29 protein-coding genes and 1 pseudogene are annotated in these 25,782 nt (G+C 44.9%); 14 read left to right on the top strand and 16 right to left on the bottom strand.

Going from position 1 to position 25,782, the window contains the following annotated elements:
• Positions 1-120: 120 nt before the first annotated feature.
• A complete protein-coding gene (locus tag AB4Y93_RS04625; protein ID WP_441890495.1) occupies positions 121-987 on the bottom strand; it encodes an AraC family transcriptional regulator in 867 nt (288 codons plus the stop codon).
• Positions 988-1,289: 302 nt separating this feature from the next.
• Here AB4Y93_RS04625 and AB4Y93_RS04630 point away from each other — a divergent pair, with 302 nt between their 5' ends.
• The 3 genes from AB4Y93_RS04630 (at position 1,290) to AB4Y93_RS04640 (ending at position 4,860) form a co-directional block, all read left to right on the top strand.
• Positions 1,290-2,219, top strand: coding sequence for an ABC transporter permease (locus tag AB4Y93_RS04630; protein WP_441889464.1), 930 nt, complete (start codon positions 1,290-1,292; stop codon positions 2,217-2,219).
• A 67-nt stretch (positions 2,220-2,286) separates the two neighbouring features.
• The gene (locus AB4Y93_RS04635; protein ID WP_441890497.1) at positions 2,287-3,108 is read left to right on the top strand and encodes a carbohydrate ABC transporter permease; all 822 of its coding nucleotides are present in this window, start codon (positions 2,287-2,289) and stop codon (positions 3,106-3,108) included.
• Between the two features lie 69 nt (positions 3,109-3,177).
• The gene (locus AB4Y93_RS04640) at positions 3,178-4,860 is read left to right on the top strand and encodes an ABC transporter substrate-binding protein (protein WP_441889466.1); all 1,683 of its coding nucleotides are present in this window, start codon (positions 3,178-3,180) and stop codon (positions 4,858-4,860) included.
• A gap of 67 nt (positions 4,861-4,927) precedes the next feature.
• On the opposite strand, the gene pstB is transcribed toward AB4Y93_RS04640, so the two are convergent.
• From pstB to AB4Y93_RS04660, 4 genes are all read right to left on the bottom strand, one after another.
• A complete protein-coding gene (pstB, locus tag AB4Y93_RS04645; protein WP_441889468.1) occupies positions 4,928-5,686 on the bottom strand; it encodes a phosphate ABC transporter ATP-binding protein PstB in 759 nt (252 codons plus the stop codon).
• A gap of 82 nt (positions 5,687-5,768) precedes the next feature.
• Positions 5,769-6,656: a phosphate ABC transporter permease PstA gene (gene pstA / locus AB4Y93_RS04650; RefSeq protein WP_441889470.1), complete on the bottom strand. Its 888-nt coding sequence runs from the start codon at positions 6,654-6,656 to the stop codon at positions 5,769-5,771.
• Positions 6,653-7,555 (bottom strand): phosphate ABC transporter permease subunit PstC, encoded by a 903-nt coding sequence (pstC, locus tag AB4Y93_RS04655; RefSeq protein ID WP_441889472.1) that lies wholly within the window; start codon positions 7,553-7,555, stop codon positions 6,653-6,655. The genes pstA and pstC overlap by 4 nt, the downstream gene beginning before the upstream one ends.
• 93 nt (positions 7,556-7,648) lie before the next feature.
• Positions 7,649-8,581 (bottom strand): phosphate ABC transporter substrate-binding protein, encoded by a 933-nt coding sequence (locus AB4Y93_RS04660; RefSeq protein ID WP_441889474.1) that lies wholly within the window; start codon positions 8,579-8,581, stop codon positions 7,649-7,651.
• 198 nt (positions 8,582-8,779) lie between these two features.
• Between AB4Y93_RS04660 and AB4Y93_RS04665 the strand changes: the two genes are divergently transcribed.
• From AB4Y93_RS04665 to AB4Y93_RS04685, 5 genes are all read left to right on the top strand, one after another.
• The gene (locus tag AB4Y93_RS04665; RefSeq protein WP_441889476.1) at positions 8,780-10,060 is read left to right on the top strand and encodes an acetylornithine deacetylase; all 1,281 of its coding nucleotides are present in this window, start codon (positions 8,780-8,782) and stop codon (positions 10,058-10,060) included.
• A 70-nt stretch (positions 10,061-10,130) separates the two neighbouring features.
• Complete coding sequence (locus AB4Y93_RS04670; protein ID WP_441889478.1) at positions 10,131-10,586, top strand: DinB family protein; 456 nt, start codon at positions 10,131-10,133, stop codon at positions 10,584-10,586.
• A gap of 68 nt (positions 10,587-10,654) precedes the next feature.
• Positions 10,655-11,263 (top strand): hypothetical protein, encoded by a 609-nt coding sequence (locus tag AB4Y93_RS04675; protein ID WP_441889480.1) that lies wholly within the window; start codon positions 10,655-10,657, stop codon positions 11,261-11,263.
• Positions 11,264-11,362: 99 nt separating this feature from the next.
• The gene (locus AB4Y93_RS04680) at positions 11,363-11,989 is read left to right on the top strand and encodes a hypothetical protein (protein WP_441889482.1); all 627 of its coding nucleotides are present in this window, start codon (positions 11,363-11,365) and stop codon (positions 11,987-11,989) included.
• Positions 11,990-12,092: 103 nt separating this feature from the next.
• Positions 12,093-12,872, top strand: coding sequence for a TetR/AcrR family transcriptional regulator (locus tag AB4Y93_RS04685; RefSeq protein ID WP_441889484.1), 780 nt, complete (start codon positions 12,093-12,095; stop codon positions 12,870-12,872).
• Between the two features lie 52 nt (positions 12,873-12,924).
• Here the strand turns inward: AB4Y93_RS04685 and AB4Y93_RS04690 are convergent, their stop codons facing one another.
• Together AB4Y93_RS04690 and AB4Y93_RS04695 are read right to left on the bottom strand one after the other, a co-directional pair.
• Positions 12,925-13,713, bottom strand: coding sequence for an ABC transporter permease (locus AB4Y93_RS04690; RefSeq protein WP_441889486.1), 789 nt, complete (start codon positions 13,711-13,713; stop codon positions 12,925-12,927).
• Positions 13,710-14,597 carry an ATP-binding cassette domain-containing protein gene (locus AB4Y93_RS04695; RefSeq protein ID WP_441889488.1) on the bottom strand — a complete coding sequence of 296 codons (888 nt, stop codon included), beginning with the start codon at positions 14,595-14,597 and terminating at the stop codon, positions 13,710-13,712. Before AB4Y93_RS04695 ends, AB4Y93_RS04690 begins: the two co-directional genes overlap by 4 nt.
• A 207-nt stretch (positions 14,598-14,804) precedes the next feature.
• On the opposite strand from AB4Y93_RS04695, the gene AB4Y93_RS04700 reads away from it, so the two are divergent.
• Both AB4Y93_RS04700 and AB4Y93_RS04705 read left to right on the top strand, forming a co-directional pair.
• Complete coding sequence (locus tag AB4Y93_RS04700; protein ID WP_441889490.1) at positions 14,805-15,128, top strand: YtxH domain-containing protein; 324 nt, start codon at positions 14,805-14,807, stop codon at positions 15,126-15,128.
• Positions 15,129-15,349: 221 nt separating this feature from the next.
• A pseudogene (locus AB4Y93_RS04705) lies at positions 15,350-15,520 on the top strand (transposase); the annotation flags it as partial.
• A 101-nt stretch (positions 15,521-15,621) separates the two neighbouring features.
• Here the strand turns inward: AB4Y93_RS04705 and AB4Y93_RS04710 are convergent.
• From AB4Y93_RS04710 to AB4Y93_RS04720, 3 genes are read right to left on the bottom strand one after another with little or no spacing between them, the layout of a single operon-like run.
• Positions 15,622-16,398 (bottom strand): sigma-70 family RNA polymerase sigma factor, encoded by a 777-nt coding sequence (locus AB4Y93_RS04710; protein WP_441889492.1) that lies wholly within the window; start codon positions 16,396-16,398, stop codon positions 15,622-15,624.
• Positions 16,395-16,835: an anti-sigma B factor RsbW gene (gene rsbW, locus AB4Y93_RS04715; protein WP_441890499.1), complete on the bottom strand. Its 441-nt coding sequence runs from the start codon at positions 16,833-16,835 to the stop codon at positions 16,395-16,397. Before rsbW (AB4Y93_RS04715) ends, AB4Y93_RS04710 begins: the two co-directional genes overlap by 4 nt.
• Positions 16,836-16,872: 37 nt before the next feature.
• Positions 16,873-17,325: a DUF948 domain-containing protein gene (locus AB4Y93_RS04720; RefSeq protein WP_441889494.1), complete on the bottom strand. Its 453-nt coding sequence runs from the start codon at positions 17,323-17,325 to the stop codon at positions 16,873-16,875.
• Positions 17,326-17,528: 203 nt separating this feature from the next.
• Here AB4Y93_RS04720 and AB4Y93_RS04725 point away from each other — a divergent pair, with 203 nt between their 5' ends.
• On the top strand, positions 17,529-20,114 hold the full coding sequence (locus AB4Y93_RS04725) for a CHASE3 domain-containing protein (RefSeq protein ID WP_441889495.1): 2,586 nt from the start codon (positions 17,529-17,531) through the stop codon (positions 20,112-20,114).
• Positions 20,114-20,971: a CheR family methyltransferase gene (locus tag AB4Y93_RS04730; protein WP_441889497.1), complete on the top strand. Its 858-nt coding sequence runs from the start codon at positions 20,114-20,116 to the stop codon at positions 20,969-20,971. Before AB4Y93_RS04725 ends, AB4Y93_RS04730 begins: the two co-directional genes overlap by 1 nt.
• Before the next feature lie 67 nt (positions 20,972-21,038).
• Here the strand turns inward: AB4Y93_RS04730 and rsbW (AB4Y93_RS04735) are convergent, their stop codons facing one another.
• From rsbW (AB4Y93_RS04735) to AB4Y93_RS04760, 6 genes are all read right to left on the bottom strand, one after another.
• Entirely contained in the window at positions 21,039-21,467 is a 429-nt protein-coding gene (gene rsbW / locus AB4Y93_RS04735) for an anti-sigma B factor RsbW (RefSeq protein ID WP_441889499.1), read from the bottom strand.
• On the bottom strand, positions 21,464-21,796 hold the full coding sequence (locus tag AB4Y93_RS04740; RefSeq protein WP_441889501.1) for an STAS domain-containing protein: 333 nt from the start codon (positions 21,794-21,796) through the stop codon (positions 21,464-21,466). The genes rsbW (AB4Y93_RS04735) and AB4Y93_RS04740 overlap by 4 nt, the downstream gene beginning before the upstream one ends.
• 27 nt (positions 21,797-21,823) lie before the next feature.
• Complete coding sequence (locus AB4Y93_RS04745; protein ID WP_441889503.1) at positions 21,824-22,366, bottom strand: hypothetical protein; 543 nt, start codon at positions 22,364-22,366, stop codon at positions 21,824-21,826.
• A gap of 81 nt (positions 22,367-22,447) precedes the next feature.
• The gene (locus tag AB4Y93_RS04750) at positions 22,448-23,584 is read right to left on the bottom strand and encodes a PP2C family protein-serine/threonine phosphatase (protein WP_441889505.1); all 1,137 of its coding nucleotides are present in this window, start codon (positions 23,582-23,584) and stop codon (positions 22,448-22,450) included.
• Positions 23,585-23,694: 110 nt separating this feature from the next.
• Positions 23,695-24,096, bottom strand: a complete 402-nt coding sequence (locus AB4Y93_RS04755) for a general stress protein (RefSeq protein ID WP_167279843.1) — start codon at positions 24,094-24,096, stop codon at positions 23,695-23,697.
• Between the two features lie 43 nt (positions 24,097-24,139).
• On the bottom strand, positions 24,140-24,376 hold the full coding sequence (locus AB4Y93_RS04760; RefSeq protein WP_441889507.1) for a DUF1328 domain-containing protein: 237 nt from the start codon (positions 24,374-24,376) through the stop codon (positions 24,140-24,142).
• Positions 24,377-24,585: 209 nt separating this feature from the next.
• Between AB4Y93_RS04760 and AB4Y93_RS04765 the strand changes: the two genes are divergently transcribed.
• Both AB4Y93_RS04765 and AB4Y93_RS04770 read left to right on the top strand, forming a co-directional pair.
• Positions 24,586-25,440 (top strand): alpha/beta fold hydrolase, encoded by an 855-nt coding sequence (locus AB4Y93_RS04765; RefSeq protein WP_441889509.1) that lies wholly within the window; start codon positions 24,586-24,588, stop codon positions 25,438-25,440.
• A gap of 132 nt (positions 25,441-25,572) precedes the next feature.
• Positions 25,573-25,779: a cysteine-rich CWC family protein gene (locus AB4Y93_RS04770; protein ID WP_441889511.1), complete on the top strand. Its 207-nt coding sequence runs from the start codon at positions 25,573-25,575 to the stop codon at positions 25,777-25,779.
• Positions 25,780-25,782 lie beyond the last annotated feature (3 nt).

The following is a 25,782-nucleotide window of genomic DNA, read 5'->3' on the forward strand; positions in this document are numbered from 1 at the left end:
TCCAATTGGAATTGTTCCAAAGAATCCCCGAGCAATGGCGCTCGGAAGAACATTCGAATGCGCAGCTTGCACCTATACCGTCCACCTCATTCGAATGCGCAGCTTGCACCTATACCGTCTTTAATGATTCCTCCCATGCAAAGCCTTATACTCCGAAGGCGTACATTTCTTATACGTTTTGAACACGCGATTAAAGGTTGGCAGGCTGCCAAAGCCGGATCTCATCGCCACTTCCATAATGGACAGATGAGGATCAGTAAGAAGCTTCTCGGCATGCATAATACGGTGCTGGATCAGGTAGTCGTAATAGGATAATCCCATGTACTGCTTAAACATACGGGTAAAGTGATATTTGCTGAAGCCCGACAATTCGGCAAGCTCATCAACGTGAATATCTTCAGTGCAATGCTCGTTCATATAGTTGCACACCTGCAAAAACTTATCGATGTATTTATGCTGCTTATGGCTTTTTGTACGGGGAAAACGACGTTCCTCATGCATGAAATTACGTCCCAGCGTAACAAAAAAGGAGATAAGCTTCGCGTAGGCAGAAGCCTCCTTCAACATCGTATGGCTGTAATATTCGTTCACAAGCTCTAAAAGCATAGGTCGTAACAGGCCATGAAGCACCTTATTCTGTTCAGCGGTAATGAGCAGGTAAGGACGAAGCAAATGGAAGGTAGAATCAAAGCCATTTAACGCATAAAGCATCGAGCTGTCAAATTGCAGGATCAGCCTAGTTCCGGAATCCGGTGCAAAAATCTCATGAAGCTCTCCTGGAGGCAGAACTAGAATATCGTTTGGATAGAGGACATGCTTTGTTTCATCAACGATTACCGTGTAGATGTTTTCCAGCGGCATGATGACTTCCACCGCAGTGTGCCAATGAATCGGATAATTCTCGACTTCCTTGTTGAGGAAAACTCGAATTCCGGAATGTTCACCGTATGAAACTGTTTCTTTGGCACCGTTAAGGACTGGGATCATCAATCATTCTTCCTCTCGTTAGTCAGATTGCTACCTATCAGATAATGGCATCCTGTGAACCGAAAAGCAATAAGTCTATCAAAAAAGGCAATATATGAGAAGTGAAAAGCTATATTTACGAAGAGGGAGAAATCAATTAGGGATATAATGAATCCAATGAAAGCGAATACATTTGTCGAAGGATGACATTAAAATGGCATGTATTCATAGTATAGTCCGTTATTTGTTGCAACTTAAATAGTTGAATATAGCTATATTTAAGGGCAATGTAGACAAAATGGACTAGAGGAGAGTGGAGATAAATGGAAGGCACGAACAAGGCATTGGACGCATCCCCTCTTTGGAGGCATGTCAGAAAAGAATGGAAGCTGTATTCATTCCTTATTATTCCTCTGATCTATTTCATCATCTTCAAGTATGCGCCTATGATCGGAAATGTAATCGCTTTCCGGAAGTATCGCGGCGGACCGAATTTCCTTGGTTCGGAATGGGTTGGATTACAATATTTCAGGATGTTTATGAAGGATCCAACCTTTTGGCGGGCATTTTACAACAATCTGTTCTTAAGTATCTCTTATCTGGTTGTACGTTTCCCATTAACATTGATTTTTGCCTTGTTGATTAATGAAATTCGGCGGTTAAAGCTGAAGAAATTCGTTCAAACGGTTTCATATTTGCCGCATTTTATATCGATGGTTATTTTGGCGGGTATGGTGAAAGAGATGTTGTCCGCCTCAGGTCCGATCAACACTTTGCTTGGACACCTCGGCATTGAGCCGATCGCATTTATTTCACTGCCACAATGGTTCTCTACCATTTATGTGACTTCCGGTATGTGGCAGGGTCTTGGCTGGGGTACGATTCTATACCTCGCAGCGATGACAGGTATCAATACCGAGTTGTATGAGGCAGCCCGGATTGATGGTGCCAGCCGGACCAGACTCGCATGGCATGTTACGATCCCAGGTATTTTACCTACCATTATGACGCTTCTCGTCTTAGATATCGGTGGCATAATGGGCTCGAATTTCGAGAAAATCTTGCTCTTGTACAATCCACTTACCTATGAAACGGCGGACGTTATTTCCACCTACGTTTACCGGATGGGTATTACGAACGCTAACTTCAGCTATGCAACAGCTGTCGGTCTGTTCGAAGGGGTTATCGGCTTAATTCTGGTAACGATAGCGAATACAATCTCGAAAAAAACGACGAAATCAAGTCTGTGGTAGGAAGGAGTGCTTAAGCGTGAAAGTAACTTCAGGTTCTCGATTGTTTAATGGCATCAATGCCTTAATTATGACGCTAGTCGTACTCTTTACCTTGTATCCGTTTGTTTATCTTATTGCGCAGTCTTTTAGTTCTGAGGCTGCTGTCTATGGCGGGAAGGTAACGTTCTATCCTGTAGAGTTCACGACACTTACTTATAAAGTTATCTTGAGTAAGCCGGATTTCTTTCAGTACTACGGCAACACGATTCTGTATGCAGTTGTTGGTACGCTTATTGCCGTATCCGCGACAGCTGTAATGGCGTATCCGCTCTCGAAAGAAAAACTCCGTCTTAACAAATTTTTTATCCCGTTTGTCCTCTTCACGATGTATTTCGGCGGTGGTCTTATCCCGAACTACATTCTGGTGGCCAAAACGCTGGATATGCGCAACACGATTTGGGCTCTTGTGATTCCCGGTGCAATTAGCGCCTTTAACGTTATATTGATGAAAACCTTTTTCTCAAGTCTGCCTAATGAACTGGAGGAATCGGCAAAAGTTGACGGGCTTGATGTCTACGGGATCTTCCTTCGCATTACGCTTCCTTTATCCAAGCCGATTCTCGCAACGATGCTCTTGTTTGTTATCGTAGGGATTTGGAACAGCTGGTTTGATGCTTCTCTGTACTTGCAGTCGAAAGAAAAATGGCCGGTAGCCCTTTATTTACGGCAAGTTATTGAAACGGCTATTAGTCCGGCTGAACTTGGAGCAAGCGCTGAACAAACGACGCAGATTGCCGCGACAGTTAAATCTGCTGCGATGGTATTAACTTCACTGCCTATGATTTGTATCTATCCATTTGTACAAAAGTATTTCGTGCAAGGGATGATGATTGGCGCAGTGAAAGGGTAAACGCGATATAGAACGGAACTGCCGCTAGACAGCTTCTGTTATATATAAATAGTAAAAGGGAGGCACGGCATGAAAAGATTCAGTAGAGCAATGGGATTGATTTTATCGGTCATTATGATCATGTTCGTAATGGCAGCATGTAGTGGAAACAACAATGGGAAGTCAGGCAATAACGCGGCTTCGCCAACAGCGGATAATGGCGCTTCACCTGCAGCATCGGATAAACCTGCCGAGGATTACGCATTTGGCGAGGACGTCACGTTCCATTCAAATGAGCCCGTTAAGTACTCCATGATGTTCAGTGACAACGAAGGTTATCCTTACAAGAAAGACTGGAGAATCTGGAGTGCAATCCAGGAGAAAACAAACGTTTCGTTTGACCTGTCTGTTGTAGCTAGAACCGAATACGAGAACCAAAAATCGCTCCTTGTAAACAGCGGCGATGCTCCATATATTATCCCTAAAACTTATGATGAAACTGCATTTGTTGCGGGCGGACAAATCGTGCCGATCAGCGACTATGTGCAATACATGCCTAACTATCAAAAAGCAGTTAAAAACTGGGGTATGGAAGATGACCTGAAGGTGAAGCTGCAAGCGAATGGCAAATATTATGTTCTTCCTGGTATGTGGGAAGCAGCAGGCGGGGGATACTCTTATGTCATCCGCAAAGATATTTTCGAAAAAGCCGGCGTTGATCTGTCCAAAGAAACCAACTGGACCTACGAAGATTTCTACCAAGCAATGAAGAAGGTTAAAGAGTTTACAGGCAAAAAATATGTATTCTCTGATCAATCCAAAGGTGAATCGACTTTGAATATTGCAGCTGTAGAATACGGTGTAACGGCTGGCTGGGGTAAAGCAAACGGTATGCGCTTCAACCAAGATTCGAAACAATTCGAATTCGCCGACAATACACAAGACTTCAAGGATTATGTTTCGTACTTTAATAAACTGGTAACAGAAGGTCTTATGGACCCTGAATCGTTCACGCAAGAAGACGATGCAGCTAAAGCGAAATTCTACAAAGGCGATACCTATGTGATCAACGCCAACTACCAAGTATTTACTGACCTCCAAACGAAGATGGAGGATCCTGGTGCAGAGCTGATGATGATCACGCCTCCAGGCGGTCCTAAAGGCCAACTGCAAGTTGAAAACTCCCGTCTTGAGAACGGCGTCATGATCAGTGAGAACGCTCTGAAAGATCTTGGCGAAGAGAAATTTATTAAAATGCTTCGTTTCATCGACTGGCTCTGGTACTCCGATGAGGGTCAAACTCTCAGCCTGTGGGGTGTAGAAGGCGAGACTTACTCGAAGGACGCAAATGGCAATATTACACTTAATCCAGATATTACGTACAACGGTATGAACCCTACAGCAACGAAAAAACTGAATGCAGACTTTGGCTTCGGCGGCGGCGTATTCGCATACGGCGGTACTACAAAGCTGAGACAATCGAAAATGACAGACGGCGAAAAAGACTTCAATAATCGTATTCTGAACAACCGTACGGCGCGTCCACTTTCACCGCCAATCATGGCTACGGCAGACGAAAGCGAACAATTGAACCTGATCTCGAAGCCGCTAATGGACTATGTAAGCACGATGACGCTTAAATTCATCACAGGCCAAGAGAAGATGGACAACTTCGACAGCTATGTAAAACAAACGCAAGCAAACGGCAGCAACCGTTACTCGCAAATGGCTAACGAAATTTTCGGAAAAACGAAGAGTGTCCTCGGCTACTAAGCAATAAATGAAAAACAGGGACTCCTCATTAGTCATTTAAATGACTATGGGGGTGTCCCTGTTTTACTTAGCCGAAACGACCTGTTATATAGTCGTTCGTTCTTTGATGAGTCGGATTAGTGAAGATTGTTTCAGTCAGATCGTATTCAACCACATGACCATTTAAGAAGAAAGCAGTCTTTTCCGATACGCGTGCTGCCTGATGCATGTTATGTGTCACAATTACGATACTGTAGTCTTGCTTAAGCTCGGAGATCAGCTCCTCGATCTTCGAGGTCGAGATCGGGTCAAGGGCAGAAGCTGGTTCATCCATCAGAATAACATCTGGCTTAACAGCGACGGTTCGGGCAATACATAGACGCTGCTGCTGGCCGCCGGATAAGGCAAGAGCTGATTTGTGAAGACGGTCCTTCGTTTCTTCCCAGATTGCAGCTTTCCGAAGCGATTGCTCAACAATTTCATCGAGCTGTTTCTTATTTTTTATGCCATGGTAACGTGGTCCAAAAGCAATATTTTCATAAATCGATTTGTGAAATGGGTTCGGACGCTGCCATACCATGCCGATTTTTTTGCGAAGCGCAACGACATCTGTATCCGTACCGTTAATATTGCGGTCATTTATTAAGATTTCACCGGTAACCTTGCAGGAAGGAATGAGGTCATTCATTCGGTTCAAGCTTCTTAGGAACGTCGATTTGCCACAGCCGGAAGGTCCGATCAGTGCAGTGACTTCCTTTGCTGCAAAATCAAGCGAGACATCATGTACGGCATGCTTCTCACCATAGTAAACATTTAATTTCTTAGAGGATAAGGCGATTTCTCCCATGAATTGGACCTCCTAAAAAGAATTATCACCCAAATGCCAAGTCTAGGCCATTTGTGGTGATTCTTACTTCGTAAGCATCAGCTTATTTCGATGCGGTAAATTTATTGTGCATATAACGTCCAAGCGCTCTAGCGCCTAAGTTGAAGAGTAGTACAGTAATAATAAGTACAGCTGAAGCGCCTGCAGCAATTTGCGTTGCATCCGGTGCCAGACCTTCCGAGTTGACCTTCCAGATATGAACAGCTAATGTCTCAGCGGGACGCATCGGATTAAGCGGTGAGTTAGAATGGAGCGGGTTCCAGTCGGAAAAATCAAGACGCGGGCTGCTCATGCCAGCGGTGAACAGAAGCGCTGCTGCTTCGCCGAAGATCCGGCCTGCTGCCAGAATCGAACCGGAGAGCACGATCGGCAATGCGATCGGCAATTGTACCGAACGAATCGTTTTCCATTTGGAAATACCAAGGGCAAGACTTGCTTCCTTCTGCTGAACTGGAACACTGCGGAGACCCTGCTCCGTAATACGGACCATCAGAGGCAGGTTGAAGATGGTAAGAGCTAATGCACCTGACAGTAAGGAGAAGCCAAGGTTAAACTTATTTACGATAACAAGTAGGCCAAACAGGCCAACGATAATCGAAGGGAAAGAAGACAATACTTCAACGACGAGACGAATAGCAGAAGTGATCTTGCCTGCCTTTGCATATTCGCTCATATAAATACCTGCACCGATACCAAGCGGTACCGTAATAACCATTGTCAAGACGAGCAGGAAGATCGAGTTGAACAACTGCGGACCAATACCGCCGCCTTTACGAATCGTTTCTGGCGGGGACGTAAGGAAGTGCCAACTGATATGACCAAGTCCACGGAACAAAATGTAGCCCAGCAAGCCAAGTAAGGCGAGAGCGATTAAGCCTGTTATAAAAATAATAATGCCGGTTGCGATTTTATCTGCCGTTTTGGCACTCATAGCTTTTTCCTTCCTTCCAGCCAGCGAATAATAAAGACGAATACAAAGGTCATCATCATGAGGATTAATGCGAGCGACCATAATGCATTATTTTGAACCGATCCCATTGCCGTATTGCCCATGCTGAGCGTAATGGCACTTGTAAGGGTAGAAGTTGATTCAAATAAGGAATGAGGGATATGCGGCGCGTTGCCGATGACCATCTGAACAGCCAACGCTTCGCCGAATGCCCGAGCAATACCGAGTACGATACCTGTCATTTGCGCAGGAAGCGTAGTTGGCAGAACGATGCGATATATAGTTTGCCAACGGGTAGCGCCAAGTGCGTAGGAACCTTCTTTGAGGCCCGACGGCAGCGAGGCCAGCGCATCCGTTGCTATTGTCGTAATAGTAGGTAAAATCATAAAGGCGAGTACAAGCGAGCCTGCCGCAATCCCGACACCTTGACCAGGGAAAATATCACGGAACAATGGAACGACAACGCTAAGACCAACAAATCCATATACTACGGATGGAATGCCAGCAAGCAGTTCGATTACGGGCTGCATAAACGTACGGCCAATTTTTGGAGAAAGCTCAACCATAAACACAGCTGCGCAAAATCCGAGCGGAGCAGCGATAATAGCTGCAAGAATTGATGTGCTAAACGATCCGAAAATAAACGGCAATGCGCCGAACATTGGCGTATCGCTGTCTGGTTTCCATTTCAATCCTGTTAACAAATCTTTTACACTTACGCCGTTTACGATAAAGGTGCTAAGTCCCTTTGAAGCGACGAAGTAAACCATCGAAAAAATGGTGATGATAAGAAACAAGATGCAGATGAATGTATATACTTTGCCAACCCATTCTTCCGCAAGATGCGGCGTGGCTACTTCTCGATCATTAGACTTCTTCATCGTGACCACCCTTTACTTAGTTTACATATAGGCATGAAGTCAAGAGACGAGCTGGCCCGTCTCTTGACTTTGCCTTTATTTATATCTGATCCGTTATTTCGTTACAGCACCTGCTGCATCGCGTTTAACTTCCATTTTGCTTGCTGGGATGTAGCCCAATTCTACAACGTCGCCGTTTTGAACTTCTTCAGAAACCATGTAGTCTAGGAATGCTTTTGTCGCTGCATCAGGCTCGCCTTTTGTATACATGTGCTCGTAAGCCCATACTGGGTAAGAACCGTTTGCTACGTTGTCTTCATTAGCGTCTACGCCTTCGTATTTCAGGGAGGTTACTGAATCATCCAGGTAAGAAAGGGCCAGGTAGCCGATTGCGCCAGGAGTTTCGCTTACGAGTTTCTTAACTGTACCGGAAGCATCCTCTTGGATCGAACCTGCAAGGTCTTCTGTTTTTGTACCAAGTGCGAATTTCTCGAATGTTGCGCGAGTACCAGAACTCGATGGACGGTTAACGATTTGGATTTTCTCGTCTTTGCCGCCAACATCTTTCCAGTTCGTAACTTTACCAGTGAAGATATCAACCAGTTGTTGTTTCGTCAGGTTGTCTACGCCTACGTCTTTATTTGTAACAGCAGCCATTGCTACAACCGCTACTTGATGGTCAACCAGTTCTGCTGCTTTACCTGCGTCAAGCTTCTCTTCAGCGAATACGTCGGAGTTACCGATTTGTGCTTGGCCTTCGGATACTTGAGTCAAGCCAGTACCGCTGCCGCCGCCTTGTACTTGAATCGATACACCGCTGTTTTTGTCCATGAATTCTTTCGATACTTGGTCAACAAGTGGTTGAAGCGCTGTGGAGCCAGATGCCAGAATCGAGCCGGACAGATCAGCGGATGCAGTGTTATTTGTTGAAGCATTGTTCGTAGCGGCTGCGTTTCCGTTGTTTGCACTGTTGTTCGAGTTGTTGCCACATGCTGCGAGGGATAAGGACAATGTCAGTGCCATAGTAACGATTAGAGATTTTTTCATTTAAGTAGGTTCCCCTTCCAAACTATCGTTTTTGTTTTTTTCCTTACAAGAGTCATTGTAGTTGGGCTACGTAAACGGAAAACCCTATTCATGTTAACGCAATGTAAATTTTTTTGAATCGTGTTAAAGTTGTCGAGTTTGAACGAATCCTCTATAGTAAGGATAAATTTGCCAATAGGCTGAAGGAGACTTCTATAGATGAGAGATTTCAGTTTGAAACAGTTGAAGAGTCAAGTGGATGAGCGACAGGATGAGCTGCTTGCCTTGCTCGCTGAACTTATTGCTTTTCCTACAGTAAGTCCGCCAGCACGTAATACGATGCAGGCACAGTGCTTTATAGAAGATTCGCTTAAGCAGTATGGCTTCGAAACAGATTTGTGGGAGCTATATCCGGGCGACCCGAATGTTACTTCTATTAGAAGAGGCACGCAAAGCCATTCTTATAGAAGCTTACTGCTTAATGGGCATATGGACGTTGCTGAAGTTGGCGACAGCTCAGAATGGTCGGTGGATCCTTTCCAATTAACCATTAAGAATGGACGTGTATATGGCCGCGGAACAGCAGATATGAAGGGCGGGGTTGCCGCCATGTTATTTGCCATAAAGCTGTTAACGGAAGCGGGAGTAGAGCTGAGAGGTGATTTACTATTCCAGTCCGTTATAGGTGAGGAAGCTGGTGAGGCTGGTACAAGAGCTTGTATGGAGCGGGGATGCGAAGCTGATTTTGCAATTGTAGCAGATACAAGCAACTTGGTTATACAAGGACAAGGTGGTGTTATTACTGGATGGGTGACCGTGCAAAGTCCGGTTACTTATCATGACGCCATGCGCTCGCGTATGATTCACGCAGGTGGAGGTGTGCACGGGGCAAGCGCGATTGAAAAGATGGCCAAGCTGATTACAGGACTGCAGGAGCTGGAGCGTCATTGGGCGGTAACGAAATCTTATCCGGGGTTTGCTGCAGGTTCAACTACGATAAACCCCGCAGTTATTGAAGGGGGGCGCCATGCTGCCTTTATTGCAGATCAGTGTTCATTATGGATAACGGTACATTTTTACCCGGATGAGGATTATGAATCGGTTGCTGCTGAAGTGGAGGATCATTTGCTGCGTGTCGCACAAGGTGATCCTTGGCTAAAGGACAATCCGCCTATGTTCCGCTGGGGTGGCCGGTCAATGATCGAAGAGCGTGGAGAGATATTCCCATCCTTGGAGCTGGATACAGAAGGTGAAGGCATACAGGCGCTAAAAGCGAATCATGAACAGATATTTGGGTGTGCAGCTGATGTAGGCATGAGCCAATCTGTTACGGATGCAGGATGGATTGGACGGGCAGGAATTCCAGCTGTTATCTATGGTCCAGGTGAACTGAGCAATGCTCACGCCGTTGACGAAAGCTTGGATATAAGGGAGCTTGTAGATTATACGAAGGTTATGATCGCTTTTATCGCGGATTGGTGCAACCGGGAAAAGGCATAAAAGATGAAATTGAAAGTTACAGCCATTATAATAAATAGTGATAATAATGAATCAGAGGAGAGATCATAAGATGACGAACATCAATGAGTTTATTGCGGGCTGGAAGAGCCATCGCAACGTATTGCATGACATGCTGGCAGAGGTAACAACGGAGCAATTGTCCTTCAAGCCATGGGAAAAAGGCATGACGGTCGCGGAGCTTGTCCTACATATTACCGGTGCGATGGATATGTTCGCAAAGACGGTACAACATGGTGTTTACACGCCAGGCAGCAAGCAGTCATTTGCAAGTGCAGAGGAACTAAGAGCCGGTGTAGCTGCAGCTACAGAACAAACAGAAGCGATTCTTCGCACGCTTACCCCGGAGCAGCTTGCGCAATCGATTGATTTCTTTGGCAATCCGGTTCCGGGCTTTGCTTTGCTCCAAAATGCAAAAGATCATGAGATTCATCATAAAGGCCAACTGTTTACTTATTTGCGTCTGGCAGGCATCGAGAAGCTTCCCTTCTTCGTAAGCCGTGGATAAGACTGTTAAAGTATAGCACTGGACGGTGCAAAGCGCAGAATGATATGATGCTTGAGGGTGATTACAAGATGAATAATGAAATGACGAATACGGATAATAACGATAATACGGAAGTATGGGACTCCCTAATGAAGACGATCTTTCAGAAGGGTCTCGCAACTTTAAGACCGTTTTTCCCGAATGTAGAAGGCCTTATTGTAAACGATGAGAAATTTGGACAAATCTTCATTTATCGGGTGACAAACGATTTCAAACAGTCGTATGACTGCGGCTTCTTCCTTCGCGAACTAGCTGAACAGTTCCAAGACGGCGGCCGAGATGCAGGAGAATGGATGGCATCTTTCTTCTATGAGCTGATGAAGACGACGAAGGGCGGTAAAGAACTGCCTGGACCACATGAGAACGAACAGAAGGAAGAAGAATTTATTGATCATGTTCTGTTCCCTCATTGCCTTGGTGCGGTCAGCGAGGAGTTTGCTCCTCTCAGGATTACGGGAAAAAGAGGGCTGGATGATAATCATACGCCAGTTCTGGAGCTCGGATTCGTGGACATTCCATCGGAGAAATGCGTCTTCCCGATTCATTACCTGTATAAGATGATGCAATTGAACCGCGATCCTTCTGATACCCTTCTTATTGCACTTACCAAACTTCGCGAGAAGCATGATGTTAACTAATTATAGTAGTAGAGCCGTCCCTTGGGACGGCTTTCTTTTGTTGGAAATGGACTAGACTGATTAATTAGTGGAATGATATGATGAATACGGGTGAAGCGAATGAATAACGAGACGACAAACGAAGAGATTAAAGGCAGTCAAGAAGAAGAAGCGAAGCAATTCGCTGAGCTGGTCAATGCGGTCCAGCATAACGGTTTTGTCGCTTTGAGACAGCATTTTGAGGACGTCCAAGGCCAAGTATTGAATCAAGAGCTTTATGGTCCCGTGTTTGTTTACAAAGTGAAGGATGAATCGGGCAGCGATTACGTATGCGGTTTTTTCCTTCGTGAGTTAATTGCGAATTTCCAGGCAGGCAACGAAGAGGCAACAGAATGGATGGCTTCGTTTTTCTATGAATTGATGAAAGTCGAAGGGGGCAAACCGCTTCCTCAACCACCTGCAAGCGAAGACGATGCCAAAGCATTAATCGATAAGGTATTAATCCCGCATTGCATTAAGGCTGTTGAAGAGGAATTCCCTGAGGAGAAGGTTCACGCAGGACTTGCTTGGAACGAAGAGTTGAAAGGCCCAGTGTTTGAAACGGGCTTCCCGGCTATTTCTGACGGTAATAATGTTTGCGCTTTCTCTCTTCATCTGTTGTATACGCATCTGCTGATCAATCGTGATCCAGCGGAATTGCTCCTGAAGGGTTTGTACAAAATTCGGGCAGAGCATGGCATGGATTAAAGAAAAACGGCCTCGTAATTGAGGCCGTTTTTTTATTAGATTGTGTTATACTGTATACATAGTAAACAATTATATTCGAGGTTGGGCATGGAGGTAAGATAGGATGCAAAATGAAGATGAGATTGAGGTTTTAAAAAGCCTGCCTCGCGGAGTTGCGTTAGCATGGGGCCTCGTGAAAGAATCACAAAGAGGACCAAAACGGGAATTAACGATTGACCAAATCGTTGAGAAGGCAGTCGCTATCGCGGATAACGAAGGTCTTGCGGCAGTATCCATGAGCAAGGTTGCTGCTTCTTTAGGCTTTACGGCAATGTCTCTTTATCGATATGTTGAAAGTAAAGATGATCTATTGCTGCTGATGCAGGAGGCCGTCTGCAAATCCGCTGTGCAGATGAATGAAGAGATAACGGATTGGCGTGAAGGCATTCGTCAGTATGTACGTGGATGTATTAAGGTGTTCGTTGAGCATCCATGGTATGGAGAGGTTCCGATCGCAGGTGTACCCGTAACTCCCAACAACCTGCTCTATGTGGATTTGGCACTGCGTCCGATGCGGGACTTCCCGCTTAATGACTATGAGAAAATGTCAATGGTCCTGCTGATCAGCAGCTACGCGCGGTCAGTCGGTATGGTGCAAAGGGATATGGTACGGGCGATTAAAGGGGGCGCCACACCAGGGGCATTCAGCGGTCAAAATTATAGCAAGGCACTCAAGCTTCTTGTTAAAGCGGAGGATTATCCAGATTTACAACCGATTGTAGCTTCAGGTGTCTACACGGAGGAAAATCCAGCGGATAATCCGATTGGTGATGATTTTGATTTTGGATTAGAGCGTATCATGGACGGGATTGAGCATTATCTTGCGTCCAAAGCACAGAAATAGAAAAGACAGCAGCTCGATTAATTTCATCGAGCTGCTGTCTTTTTTAACAGAATTACCGGCGGCCGGCTTTTTTTCGGAAGGAGGAGAGGCTCCATATGAAGGCTGCGGTCAGAATGAGCAGGCACCAGCCGACAGCCCACCATGGACTATTATTGAGTGGCGTGCCTGTTAGCAGCCCCCGAATTGTCTCGATAACAGGTGTAATCGGCTGATGGTTCGCAACGCCTCGCAGCCATGTAGGCATCGTGTCCGTTGGGACGAAGGCACTGGATAAATAGGGGAGGAACAAGAGCGCAAAGCCATATCCACTTGCTGCGGATGGACTGCCGGCAACTAATCCGATAGCCGCAAAGAGCCAGGTGAAGGTCAGAATGAACAACGTAATGACAGCAATGGCAAGGATCCAGTCCACCAGGCTTCCTGTTGGCCTAAACCCGACGAGCAGAGCAACACCAAAGACAACTCCGGTGGCGAACAAATTACGGATAAGACTTGCCACCACATGGCCAGTTACGACACTAAGACTTCGAATGGGCATTGTCCGAAATCGGTCGATAATGCCGTTGGTCATATCATTGGATACATCTACAGCTGTACTTGAAGAACCAAATCCTGCGCATAATAAAATAATGCCGGGAACAACGTAATTGACATAGTCACCGCTTGAATCGATAGCTCCTCCAAATACATAAGTAAAGAGCAGCATAAGCATAACAGGAAGCATGATGGCCATAAGCAGCGCCTCTGTATTACGCAGGCTGTGTCGGATGCTTCGGCCAATAAAAACAAGGTTTGTAACAGCAAGTGATGCCGGCTTAACCGGCTTGTTGGTCGTGATCATACGTGCATAGTCTCCTTTGCATTAGAAGTTAAGGCAACAAATACATCGTCCATACTTGGTCTGCGAATATGGACACGCGATCCTAGTGGAACCGAGCGGACCAGTTCATTTAAGATGCGGCTGATATCCTCGATGCTGCCGCTCGTAGGGATGGTATGAATAACCTCATCATCGGAATTTAGCAATTCTATAACTTCTCCGCCGACATGTGACTTCAGCTCTTCCGAGCTTCCGACCGCAACGATCCGTCCACCGTTAATAACTCCGATCCTGTCTGCAAGCTGATCCGCTTCTTCTAAATATTGCGTAGTTAGGAAGACCGTCATGCCATTCTTGGCAAGCTGCTTAATAATTTCCCATAGGGCGCGCCGGCTTATTGTATCAAGGCCAGTAGTGGGTTCATCGAGGAAAATAACAGGGCGGCTGACAACAAGGCTTATCGCAAGATCGAGTCTTCGCCGCATACCTCCGGAATAGGTTTTCACCTTTTTCTTGGCCGCGTCCACAAGATCAAATGCCTTGAGAAGCTCAACTGTACGCTGCCGGGACTCTGCGGTTGTTAGGCCGGAAAGCCGGCCGATCATGATTAAATTCTCTTCCGCTGATAAGACCTCGTCTACGGCGGCGAATTGTCCAGTAAGGCTAATGGTTTGTTTTACCTGATCCTGCTGCGTTAGGACATCATACCCGCCTACACGTACTTTTCCTTCATCCGGTGCAATTAAGGTAGATAAAATATGAATAAGGGTTGTTTTTCCAGCACCGTTTGGACCAAGCAGGGCAAAGACGGTTCCGGCAGGTACCGAGAGATTGATACCATTAAGCACAATCTGCTTGCCAAAGTTCTTCCGCAAATCGGATACTTCAATCGCCATTTGATTCACAAGATTCCTCATTTCTGTGTACGGTGTACACTGATTATTATATAAACAGTATATGATATAAACAATAGAAGACGCAACGACTTTTTTTGCTTATCTGCATACAAATTTTATGGGACCATGCGTTTCAGAACAGCCGAATTGGTGTAATAGATAATACGAGATCGAAAATGGTTTCGAATACAACTGCTGAATAAAGGAGAGATATCTATGCCAAAGGAAAACTCAGGTAACGGAATGCTTGTAGGTACAATTGTCGGGACTGCGGTAGGTGCGGTTGGGGCACTGCTGCTTGCTCCAAAATCAGGTGAGAAGCTGAGGGAGGATATCTCGAATAAGTTCCAAGCCTTCAGCCAAAGAACACAGGATCTTGCTTCCACAGCACGCGATAAAACGAAGGATGTATTATCCGGTGTGAAGGAAGAAACCTCGGATTTGGCCAATCACGCGAGAAAATCCAATGAGCATGTGATGGATGCTTTAAGCGCTGCAAAAGATGATATGAAAGATAAGTTCAGATCTTCCTCCAATTAGACTGTTATCATAAGAAAAAGCTGTCCTGCGGGACAGCTTTTTTCTGTGCGCATTCGAATGTTCTTCCAATCGCCATTGCTCGGGGATTCCTTTGAATCAATGAAGTAAGGTTGGAATCCCCTCACAAAAGCGAACGCTTAAAAGCTTTCTGAAAGAAAGCTGCTTCGTAAGCATCAACTACGCTTCTCCAGCATCATTTAATTGCTCCGTCTGTCTTTAACCTGTTCATGAAATACTCAAACAAAAAGAAGCCAATCCTTAAGAGTGAAGATGGGCATGCCTTATTGGTTCGAAGCATGCACGAACCGGAGAGTGTGTTTGGGCAAATAAAGAATAACCKARGATTCMGTCGGTTCCTGCTTCGAGGCTTGYCGAAAGCAGCAAGAGATCTAAACAAAAATAGCAGTGCAGGGAGCACTGCTATTTTTATAAAAATTACACTGATGCGAGACGTTTCTCCAGCGAGCGAATCCCTTTTGAGACGGCCCCTGGATCAGCCTCCTTCGCTTTGCGGCGGTTGAAACAGCTGCCTTAGCTTATCGAGGGCTCTCTTTTGGAAGCGGGAAACGCTCATTTGTGAAACCCCAAGCTGATCAGCAATTTCCCGCTGGGATTGTCCATGCTGGTAGACGAGGAGAAGCACCTTGCGCTCCTCCTCCTTCAGCTGTTCCAAGGCTTCATTCAAAGCCATACGATTATCAACATGGCGGTAGTCATCCGTATGATCGCTGATGACATCTCCAATGGTGGCACTGTCAGCTTCACTCGAGAGAGGAGTATCAAGGGAAACATACTGATAAGATTCCCTGGAAGATAACACTTCGATCGTTTCCTCCATCGTTAATCCCAGATGCTCCGCAATTTCATCCATCTTAGGTGAGCGCTCAAGCTTAGTTGTTAGTTCATCAATGGTCTTCTGAACGAGCAAGCCCTTTTCCTTCATATTTCTAGGCACTTGTATATACCAAGATTTATCGCGCAAATAGTTTTTAAGCTGGCCAATGACGCTTTTCATAGCATAGCCTTCAAAAGGTATACCTTTTTCACTGTCAAATTGCTTAAATAACCGCAGCATCGACATTTGACCAACCTGGTATAGATCTTCATATAAATCAGGACGGTTTCGTGAAATTTTGGATACGGCCATTCGAACAAGCGGCTCATAATGCTGCAATAATGCCGTAGCGGCATCATTGCAGCTCGTTTCCCTATATCGCTGAAGCAGCTCTGCTGCTTGCTCTTGATTTAGGAAGGATGAATGTGATTTCATGCCATCTCCTCTTTCCTACCAAGTCGCTTAGAGAGAAGCACCTCTGTACCCATCTCTGAGCGGACCTCCACATGGTCCATCAAAGCCTGCATCAGAAAAAGGCCGAGTCCTCCCACATTTGCATCGCTCAATGGTTTGTGATGTAGGGAAGCATTTGCAATAATGGCTGGTTCAAACAGAAAACTGTTTCCGGAATCTTTCACCCTGATTTGAAGGGAGTCCTGCTCCATTTCAAATACAATCTCCATAATGCCAAAATCGCTGCCGTTGTAAGCGTGAAGGACAACGTTGCTGCATGCTTCTGTAACGGCTACTTTCATATCTTCAATTTCCTCGTAGGAAAAGCCTTCTTTGGCAGCTAACCCTGACAAGGTCAGTCTTACGACATCGATATATTCGGCTTTTGCGGGAATGGTTAAGCTTATCCATGGTTTCATCATTATTTTCTTTCCTCTCTGCTAGTCCTATTATAACTTAATTATTCTTGAGCTTTCGCCAAATTCGTATGGAAGACATAATACCGTCAGTTACGGCGCTGATCGTTTTGGTTTTGTGTGAATGAACCGGCACGGAATCGTATACCTCATGCTGCTCCTTGCCTTTTATGGTTGTAACCAAACTGGCGGCAGATTCTTTCATGACGGTTGTGAAGCTATGCACGGCTTGTCCGACGTCATTGACGGTAGTGAACAGGATGTCCAGTGATCTTAGCTTTGTGCGAACATCAAGTGTCATTTCATTCGTGTTATGAATCATTTCTTTGACATCAACTGAAATTTGAGATACATCGCTTCTTAATTCACCAACGGTTAATCGAACCTCTTCCAAGGCGGCTTTCAGCACTTTCATTGTCTGAATGAGGAAGTACATGAGAATGACAATAGCAACTGTAATGACAATAATACTGATCTGAATGTAGAGATCCATGGAATTCACATCCTCTTTTGTTTCATAAATACCCTAGATTTATAGCATTGAAACAACAGTTTGATTAAAGAGATAATGGTATACTTAATAGAAGAGAAAAGAAGAGAAGGAGAATTGATATGCTTCGAGCCTTTAAATTTAATATCCGAAGCAAGATTGCAATCGGGTATTTCCTAATTCTCATCTGCTTAGGAGTTTCAATTGTGACGGTTACGGACCGTATTGAGGCGCTGCAAAACGAAGTTGAGACAATTACGACCAGAGATGTCGAAATTCATAATTTGATTGCTTCCATTCAGTATGATGCGATCAGTATGGAGACTTCCCAGCGCGGCTTTCTGCTGACTGGAGATGAGAGTTATCTGAAACCTTACAATAAAGGGAAAGCCCAATGGGAAGCCAATTACAACAGTTTGTATGCTTATATTTCTGATAATCCCAGCACGAAGAAGGAGCTTGAAGAAATTAAAGTCACGATTCAGGAATGGATCAGTAAGGCAGGAGAGCCTACGATTGCGATGAAAAAGCAAGATATGGAAGATGATATTATTGCCTTTTTCCAAAATGATATCGGCAAACAGCAGATGGATGACCTGCGTACGAAGTTTGACGAAATCGGCAATCAAGAGGTCCAGTCCACGAAGCTGCATATTATTGATTTGGAAAATAAGAACAGACTGCTCACTATCGGCATTTATGTTCTGCTGCTGATTGCATCAATTATTTCGTTTATGATCGTTTCTTTTGTTTCACGTTCTATTGTGAAGACAATTAAACAGGTCGTCAGTACGATTACGGAAATTGCTTCATCCGGCGGCAGTCTTGCAACAAGAATTCATGTGAACACCAAAGATGAAATCAAAGAGCTTGGTGATGCGACTAATCAGTTGTTATCAAGCCTTGAGGCACAAAGCTGGATTCAATCCAAGGTGGCCGAAATGGCTACAATGACGCAAGGTATTAATAATCTTGAGGTCTTGGCACAATCCTTCCTCACGAAGGTTGCCCCTATGGTGAATGCCACTTATGGCGTATTTTATATTCGCAAAGGGACAGGGGAGCAGCAACGGCTGGAGAAATTAGCCTCTTATGCGGGCTCCGGGGAGGAGACTGGTAAAGCTTCTATTCGGTTTGGAGAAGGGCTGGTTGGTCAATGTGCATTGGAAAAACGAGTGTTCCTTATTAATCAGCCGAAGGAGCAAGCTCCTCTTATTAAGACTGGGCTAGTAGATTTCGAACCGCGCAGTGTCCTCATGGTGCCGATTGAATATGAAGACCGACTGGAGGCAGTAATAGAATTTGCCTCGTTAGAATCATTCACTTCCCTTCATTTGAAGCTGCTGGAGGAGATTGAGAAAGATTTCGGGATTGCCGTCAACAATATTGCTGGGAGAATGGAAGTAGAGCGGCTGCTTAGTGAATCGCAGGTACTAACGGAAGAACTCCAAATGCAGCAAGAGGAAATGCGGATGACAACCGAACATCTCGAGGAGCAGTATTTGATCGCTGAGCAGAAAACAAAGGAACTGGAGAAAGCGAAGGAAGAGCTTGAGGATTATTCTGAGCAATTGCAGAAAAGCTCGCAATACAAAACGAATTTCCTTGCGAATATGTCTCATGAGCTTCGGACGCCGCTTAACAGCATTCTTATCTTGTCCCAACTGCTTGCTGAGAATGAGAACCGAACATTAAGCGAGGATGAAGAAGGTTTTGCAAAAGTAATTCATACGTCCGGCACGGATCTATTGAAGCTGATTGACGATATTCTCGATCTGTCGAAGATAGAGGCTGGGAAATTGATTCTTACCGTAGACGAGGTTAACCTGACTGAGATTCCAGAGCTTATGAAACTGACTTTTAACCCTATTGCGGAGAAAAAGAATATTGCGTTTGTCATAGACATGGATGCTGATCTGCCTAATGTCTGGTATACGGATGGGCAGAGATTGCAGCAGATTCTTAAAAATCTGTTGTCCAATGCTTTCAAGTTTACGGATAAAGGCACTGTTCATTTGCGGTTTGAGCATACTAGTCAAGACATGCTGGCTATATCGGTTACCGATACCGGAATTGGCATACCGAAGGATAAGCAAAAGCTGATCTTTGAGGCTTTCCAGCAGGTTGACGGCAATACAAACCGGTTATATGGAGGAACAGGGCTTGGTTTATCCATCTGCAGTGAATTTGTGAAGCTGCTCGGCGGATCGATTGAGTTGAACAGTACATTAGATAAAGGAAGCTGCTTCACGGTATATTTACCGCCGCTTAGTCAAGAGAAGCTTGATTCTATTCTTCTTGCACAGCAAGAAGCAGTAGCGGCCGCGGAGCTGATGGCCGCTGAATCTGAAGGCCTTGAACAGGAATTGACACTGCAGATTACGGAGAAGGCCAGAACTTCCGAGTTTGCTGGTAAAAAGGTACTGCTGGTTGAAGACGATGCTCGTAATGTGTTCGCACTTGTGCATGCGCTTGAGAGCAAAAATATGCAGGTAACCGTAGCTGGCAACGGCAAGCGGTGTCTGGAGATTTTACGCAGCGAGAGCGATTTTGATCTAGTGTTGATGGACATTATGATGCCGCTTATGGACGGTTATGAGACGATGAGAGAGATGCGGAAGGATTCGCAGCTGCAATCGCTGCCGATTATTGCACTAACTGCGAAAGCGATGAAGGCAGACCGTGATAAATGTCTGGAAGCTGGGGCTTCGGACTATATTAGCAAACCGTTACAGATGGACCAGCTGTTCTCACTGATGCGGGTATGGTTAACGAAGCAGGTGGGGAATTAATGGATCATGATGCATTAGATATGTCGACGGATGAACTTCCGGTTAGTGAATGGGAAAGCATAGAGATTGAATTGTTGATTGAGGGGTTATATCGTGCGTATGGTCAAGATTTCCGCCATTATTTACGCTCCTCGATCCGCCGTCGCATTCGAAACAGGATGTGTATGGACGGCGTTGCTACTGTGACAGAGCTGCTAGGGAAGGTGCTCCATGAGCCTGGTTATATGAATAAGCTGGTGAATGACTTCTCTATTAAGGTAACGGAGATGTTCCGTGATCCAAGCTTCTTCCATTCGTTTCGCGAGAAGGCTGTTCCGATGCTTAGGAAGCTGCCGGAGATTCGAATATGGCATGCTGGCTGCTCGACAGGCGAAGAGGTTTATTCCATGGCGATCTTACTACAAGAGGAGGGCCTTTTGGAAAAGGCTAAAATTTACGCTACTGACATGAGTGACTGGGCTATCGAGCAGGCTAAGGCAGGGAAATTCCCGCTGAAGCGGATGCAGGCTTTTACGAAAAATTATTTGCATGCCGGCGGAATAAAGGAGTTTTCCGCTTATTATACAACAGACCGTGACTACGCGACCTTTCATTGTTCCTTGGCGGACCAAATGATATTCGCTCAGCATAATTTGGCTACGGACAGCACCTTTAATGAATTTCATGTGATCTTATGCCGTAATGTGATGATCTACTTCGACCCCGAGCTGCAAAATCGTGTCCATAAGTTGTTCCATGACAGTTTATCGGCAGAAGGCATTCTGGCTTTGGGCAGCATGGAATACCTCATTGCTCCTTGGAAGCAGCATTATGAGGAGCTAGCGGACGGCGAACGTCTTTTTATAAAAAAGCTTTAGAAAGATAGTAAGAATACAATTGTTAATGAAAAATGCAAAAGGCCAGCGAGTATTCGCCGGCCTTTTGTTATTGACTGATATATTTGGTCATGATGACTTCCGTTCCGCTGTCCGTGGATTGAACCGTTACTTCATCCATAAGAGCCTCCATTAGATAAATGCCCAGCCCGCCAACGGGAAGTTCGCTAATCTCGATACCTTGAAGAGGTGGAGTATTCTCATCAGTTATAGTTTCGGAATGCTCGAATGGTTCCCCTTCATTTTTAACAATGACGGTCATACCAGCCTCCGAGGGCTGAAAGCAAACATCGATTAAGCCGCCGCCATCATTCTGAGAGCGGCCATGAAGCACCGCATTGGTACAAGCTTCTGAGACGGCTACTTTCATATCCTCAATGTCCTCATAGGAGAAGGGCAGCTTGGACGCAATACCATAAAGACATACTCTGACGATCTCGATATAGTCGGCATGGGAAGGGATTTGTAATCGTATCATGTTTGTTGTTCTGTCCCTTCCGTTAAATATCCGGAAATGCCAGTTAGATCAAATAATCGTTGAATGGTAGGCGGGATTTCCTGCACGGATAAAGAGGCGTTAATCCCGTCACGATATTTTAGTACGGATACAATAATGCCTATTCCTGTACTGTCGATATATTTTAAGTCTTTAAGATTCAGCACCAAAGCGCGATCTGTACGCTCCATAACAGGCTCCAAAGCGGCTCTTAACTGAGTTACGACCGAAAGGTCGAGTTCACCGCTAAGGGATAAAATATAGCTGTCGTTCGTTTCTGTTTGTTCGATCTGAAATTGCTGGTGCTTCATTAGATTCACTCCGATCATCATTATAGGTTATACAGAAGAAATGTGGTAATAAGCGATGGAATCGAGCGTTCCTGTATCATAGTCAATGAACAGCTTCAGCACGTTCTCCTGTCGTTGATAGACAATCCCATCATCCGCCTTATAATCAGGCTCGCCAAGCGTCTTAATTAACGCTTCAATCGAAACCGGGATTTCTTGGTCATCAATCCAAATGGTGTTTGCGCTGCCGCTCACCTTAATTTCCTGTATGACGCCATCTGAGAAGATGATGTTCATATTTGGATATTCATAAGTCTCAAATTCCGTAAATAGCGTATCATGGGACACTTGTACAGGCTCGCCGAGCAAACGCTGTACTGTTGTTTTATCATCATAAAGTGACAGTCCGTTTACGGATTCCAGCTTGATCGCTGATTCTGATAAGTCATAGTCAGCATGCGAGACAGTGGCTAATCCAGTCTCTGTTGAATCGAGCTCTTGTACGTGATGAGGAAGAGATGTATTTGCAAGCGGTACTACGCCAAGGAGGATCCCTCCTACAAGATAACAAAGAACGAATGTATTCTTCATGCGCTATCCCTCCAACCTTTATCATTGGCCATGTTATTGATTACCCTTTAAGACAATGATTGAAACAAGGAAGGAGAAATTTTATTTGGTTTGAAGGATTACAAGACATATATCGTCCTTCTGAATGCAGTTGTTAGTTGGAAGAATGGAGGCTACTAGTTCACCTGGTTCCAGCTGTTGTTCGTTTCTCATGAGGTCAATTAGTGTTTGGGTGGATATTTCTTGGCCATTTGCCATACCATCTGTTAACCCGTCCGTATATAGAGTAATCGCAGCTTCTTGATCATAATAAAGCTTGCCTTTGCTGACTTTCAGCTTATTAAATAAGCCGATAGCACTGCAGCATGGCTCGAGCAAGGCAGGCTTGCCATCGAGGAAAGCGATGCCTGGCGGGTGGCCGGCATTCACGTACTCAATCGTTTTTTCCTCTACATCCAGCACCAAGTAAATGGCAGTAAAGTAGTAGTTCATTAATTCATCTTGCATATGTAACTGATTCATATAACGGTTAAGCTCATGCATCACCTGCTCCATATCAGAGATACGTGTAATCGTATCACGCAGCACGGAAGAAATGTACATGCAAACAAGGGAAGATGAAATGCCATGACCCATCATATCGAGTAAAATGATGCCGTAACGATGCTTATCAATCCGATACCAGTTGTAAAAATCGCCGGCAAGCTCGGAGGAAGGCTGGTATGCTGCATTGATTCGAATATTCTCGTCATCGATGGCTGTGCTAAGCACACTGAGTTGTACCTGCTTGGCTAGTTCCAAATTGTATCGCATGTTCTCGTCCCGTTCTTTATGACGATCGATTTCTTGCTTTAATCTCAAGGCAGAACGGATACGGGCAAGAAGCTCCATACGGTTGATCGGCTTCATTACATAGTCACTAGCTCCGGCGTCAAGCGCTTCAGCCATTTTGTTGGAATCGCCAACGGCTGTTACAAATATGACTGGAATATCTTTATAACGTTGGTTCTGCAGCACGGCTTTGCATGCTTCGATGCCGTCAATATCAGGCATCATCAAATCCATTAGAATTAACTCAACATCAGTATCCGAAGACGGTGCTGAGTCGCCAATACCAAGCAAATCATACAGCTCGACCGCAGAAGACGCCGTCAGTAAGTTTCGGTAGCCGGCTTTATTTAGTATAGTTTGCACAATTAACTGATTGGTCGTGTTATCGTCAACAATGATGATACTCATCCTAAGCGCTCCTTTCGTCAGCAGCTTCTTTTACTATACCATAGTTCAAAGACCTACCCGTACGGATAGGTCTTCGTTTGTTAAGTGCTATGGAATAGGATGATTACTAATTAAATCCGATATTCTGGGTAGTAATAGACGGAGGAGTCAAATTCATCATCTTTATATTCCTTGCCGCCCCAGGCAATGACCAGAATTTTATCCCTGTCCATCTGTTCTTCCAGATGTTCGGCGTATTGTTTCGAAATCCCAAGTGATCTCATCTTAGCGCGAAGCTCATCGCCTGTGGAACGGAAGATGTTAGCAATAGCCGTTCCGACTCCTTCGGCGGAGACCCCGATTTGCTCGGCATCGGTTCTGTTGGCAATGCGTGCTGTACGGTCTTTATCGTGAGTTAGTACAAAGATGTTCTCTCTCTCATAGCCGTCACGTTGAAAACGGTGAACCTGTTCCTGTACCTCCAGCATGTTTTTAACCGTGTGTACTCTTGTCGTCATGGTTTGAGTTGTCATTTGTAATTCCTCCTCGATTTTTAATTAATGGTTTGTAATGCTGTTATGCTCGTCTTCGTCCTCCAAAAATAAGAGATGCAATGAAGAGAACGATGAAGACTACGAATAGAATTTTCGCTATGCCGGCAAGCGCTGATGCGATACCTAGAAATCCAAATATACCGGCTAAGATTGCGAAAATGAAGAAGAGTAAAGCCCATCCTAACATCGGAATCACCTTTCTTTCAGTTGGCTTGTTTATTTGTTTGCTTGTCTTGCTTGATAGATACTTAACCAGCATGCATGGATATGAAACAGTTTTATCTGTAAAAAAGTCTGATTTACTAGGAAAAGAAATTTTTCTTCATTAATATAATCAATAATAAAGGAGATAAGGTAAAAAGTTATCAAATATATTCAGAATTATCTGATAAATTATGTTTCATCCGTTCGATGGCTGGTTAAGTAATAACATGATAGCAATTCCAAATCGAAAAGGATGTGGGATCGATGGAGAAGCATAAAGTTCATGTTAACGGCATCGATATGGTATATGAAGAATGTGGTCAAGAAAACGAAAAAACGATTATTTTGATTCACGGTTTTTGCGGCTCCTCCCATTACTGGCATAATGTTTGTCCGCTATTGACCGAGCACTATCGTGTAATCATGCCGCAGCTGCGAGGTCATGGCGAGACATCGGTACCAGACAATATATATACAATGGAAGCGATGGCAGATGATATAAATGGATTAGTAGAAAAGCTGGGAATAGATAAAACAGTTGTATTTGGCCATTCCCTTGGCGGCTATGTCACATTGGCATTTGCAGATAAATATCCAGAAAAACTGTCCGGATTTGGCCTTATTCATTCTACTGCCCTCCCGGATACGGAAGAAGTGAAGCGGAAAAGGTATCAGGATATTTCCTTCATTATGAAGGATGGGATCGAGCCTTATGTGCACGATCTGATTCCAAAGCTGTTCAAGGAATCGAAGCGTCAGGATATGCCAGATGAAGTTGAACGGGTCAAGCAGGCAGGGTTAAGGATGTCTGCGAAAGGAGCTATTCATACACTGGAAGGCATGATGATGCGGCCGGACCGGAGTGCGATGCTGCATGAAGCAACCTTCCCGGTTCTGCTAGTAGCTGGTGCGGATGATGAAGTGATCTCACCAGATGATACATTCTCCGTTAATGAGAGGCAGACGCCAAAGTCGACGTATGACTACCCGCATATTCAGGAAAATACGTTTGAAGGCGTCGCTCATATGAGTCTTGTGGAAGCACCTGAGCAGCTGGCAAGGGTCATTGCCAACTACTTAAGAACCCTTGGTGAAAAGGAGCCAGTAAGGGTATTGTAAAATAGTAAGGAGCTAATAATGCCCAAGTGCCTGAGTGGAGTATATCCATTCGGGCATTTTGTTTTGAGAGGATGCAATTATAGGGTTCAAGCAGTATGATTAAAGCGAATAGCAAGAAAAGTAGGTGAAGAGATGGCTGAAGAATTAACAGCCCGTTGTCCAATCTGTAACGGAAGCAACCAGTGCGGTAATCTGGCAGGTTTGCCTGCCGGAGCATGCTGGTGCAGCAAGGAAGCTTTTCCGCAAGCGATATTTGAGAACATTCCTCCTGAATTATTAGGGAAAGCATGCGTATGCAAAGCTTGTCTGGATCGGCTTAAGGCAACAGTGAATGAATAAGAA

The organism is Paenibacillus sp. YAF4_2 (assembly GCF_052113225.1).
GTDB lineage: Bacteria > Bacillota > Bacilli > Paenibacillales > Paenibacillaceae > Pristimantibacillus.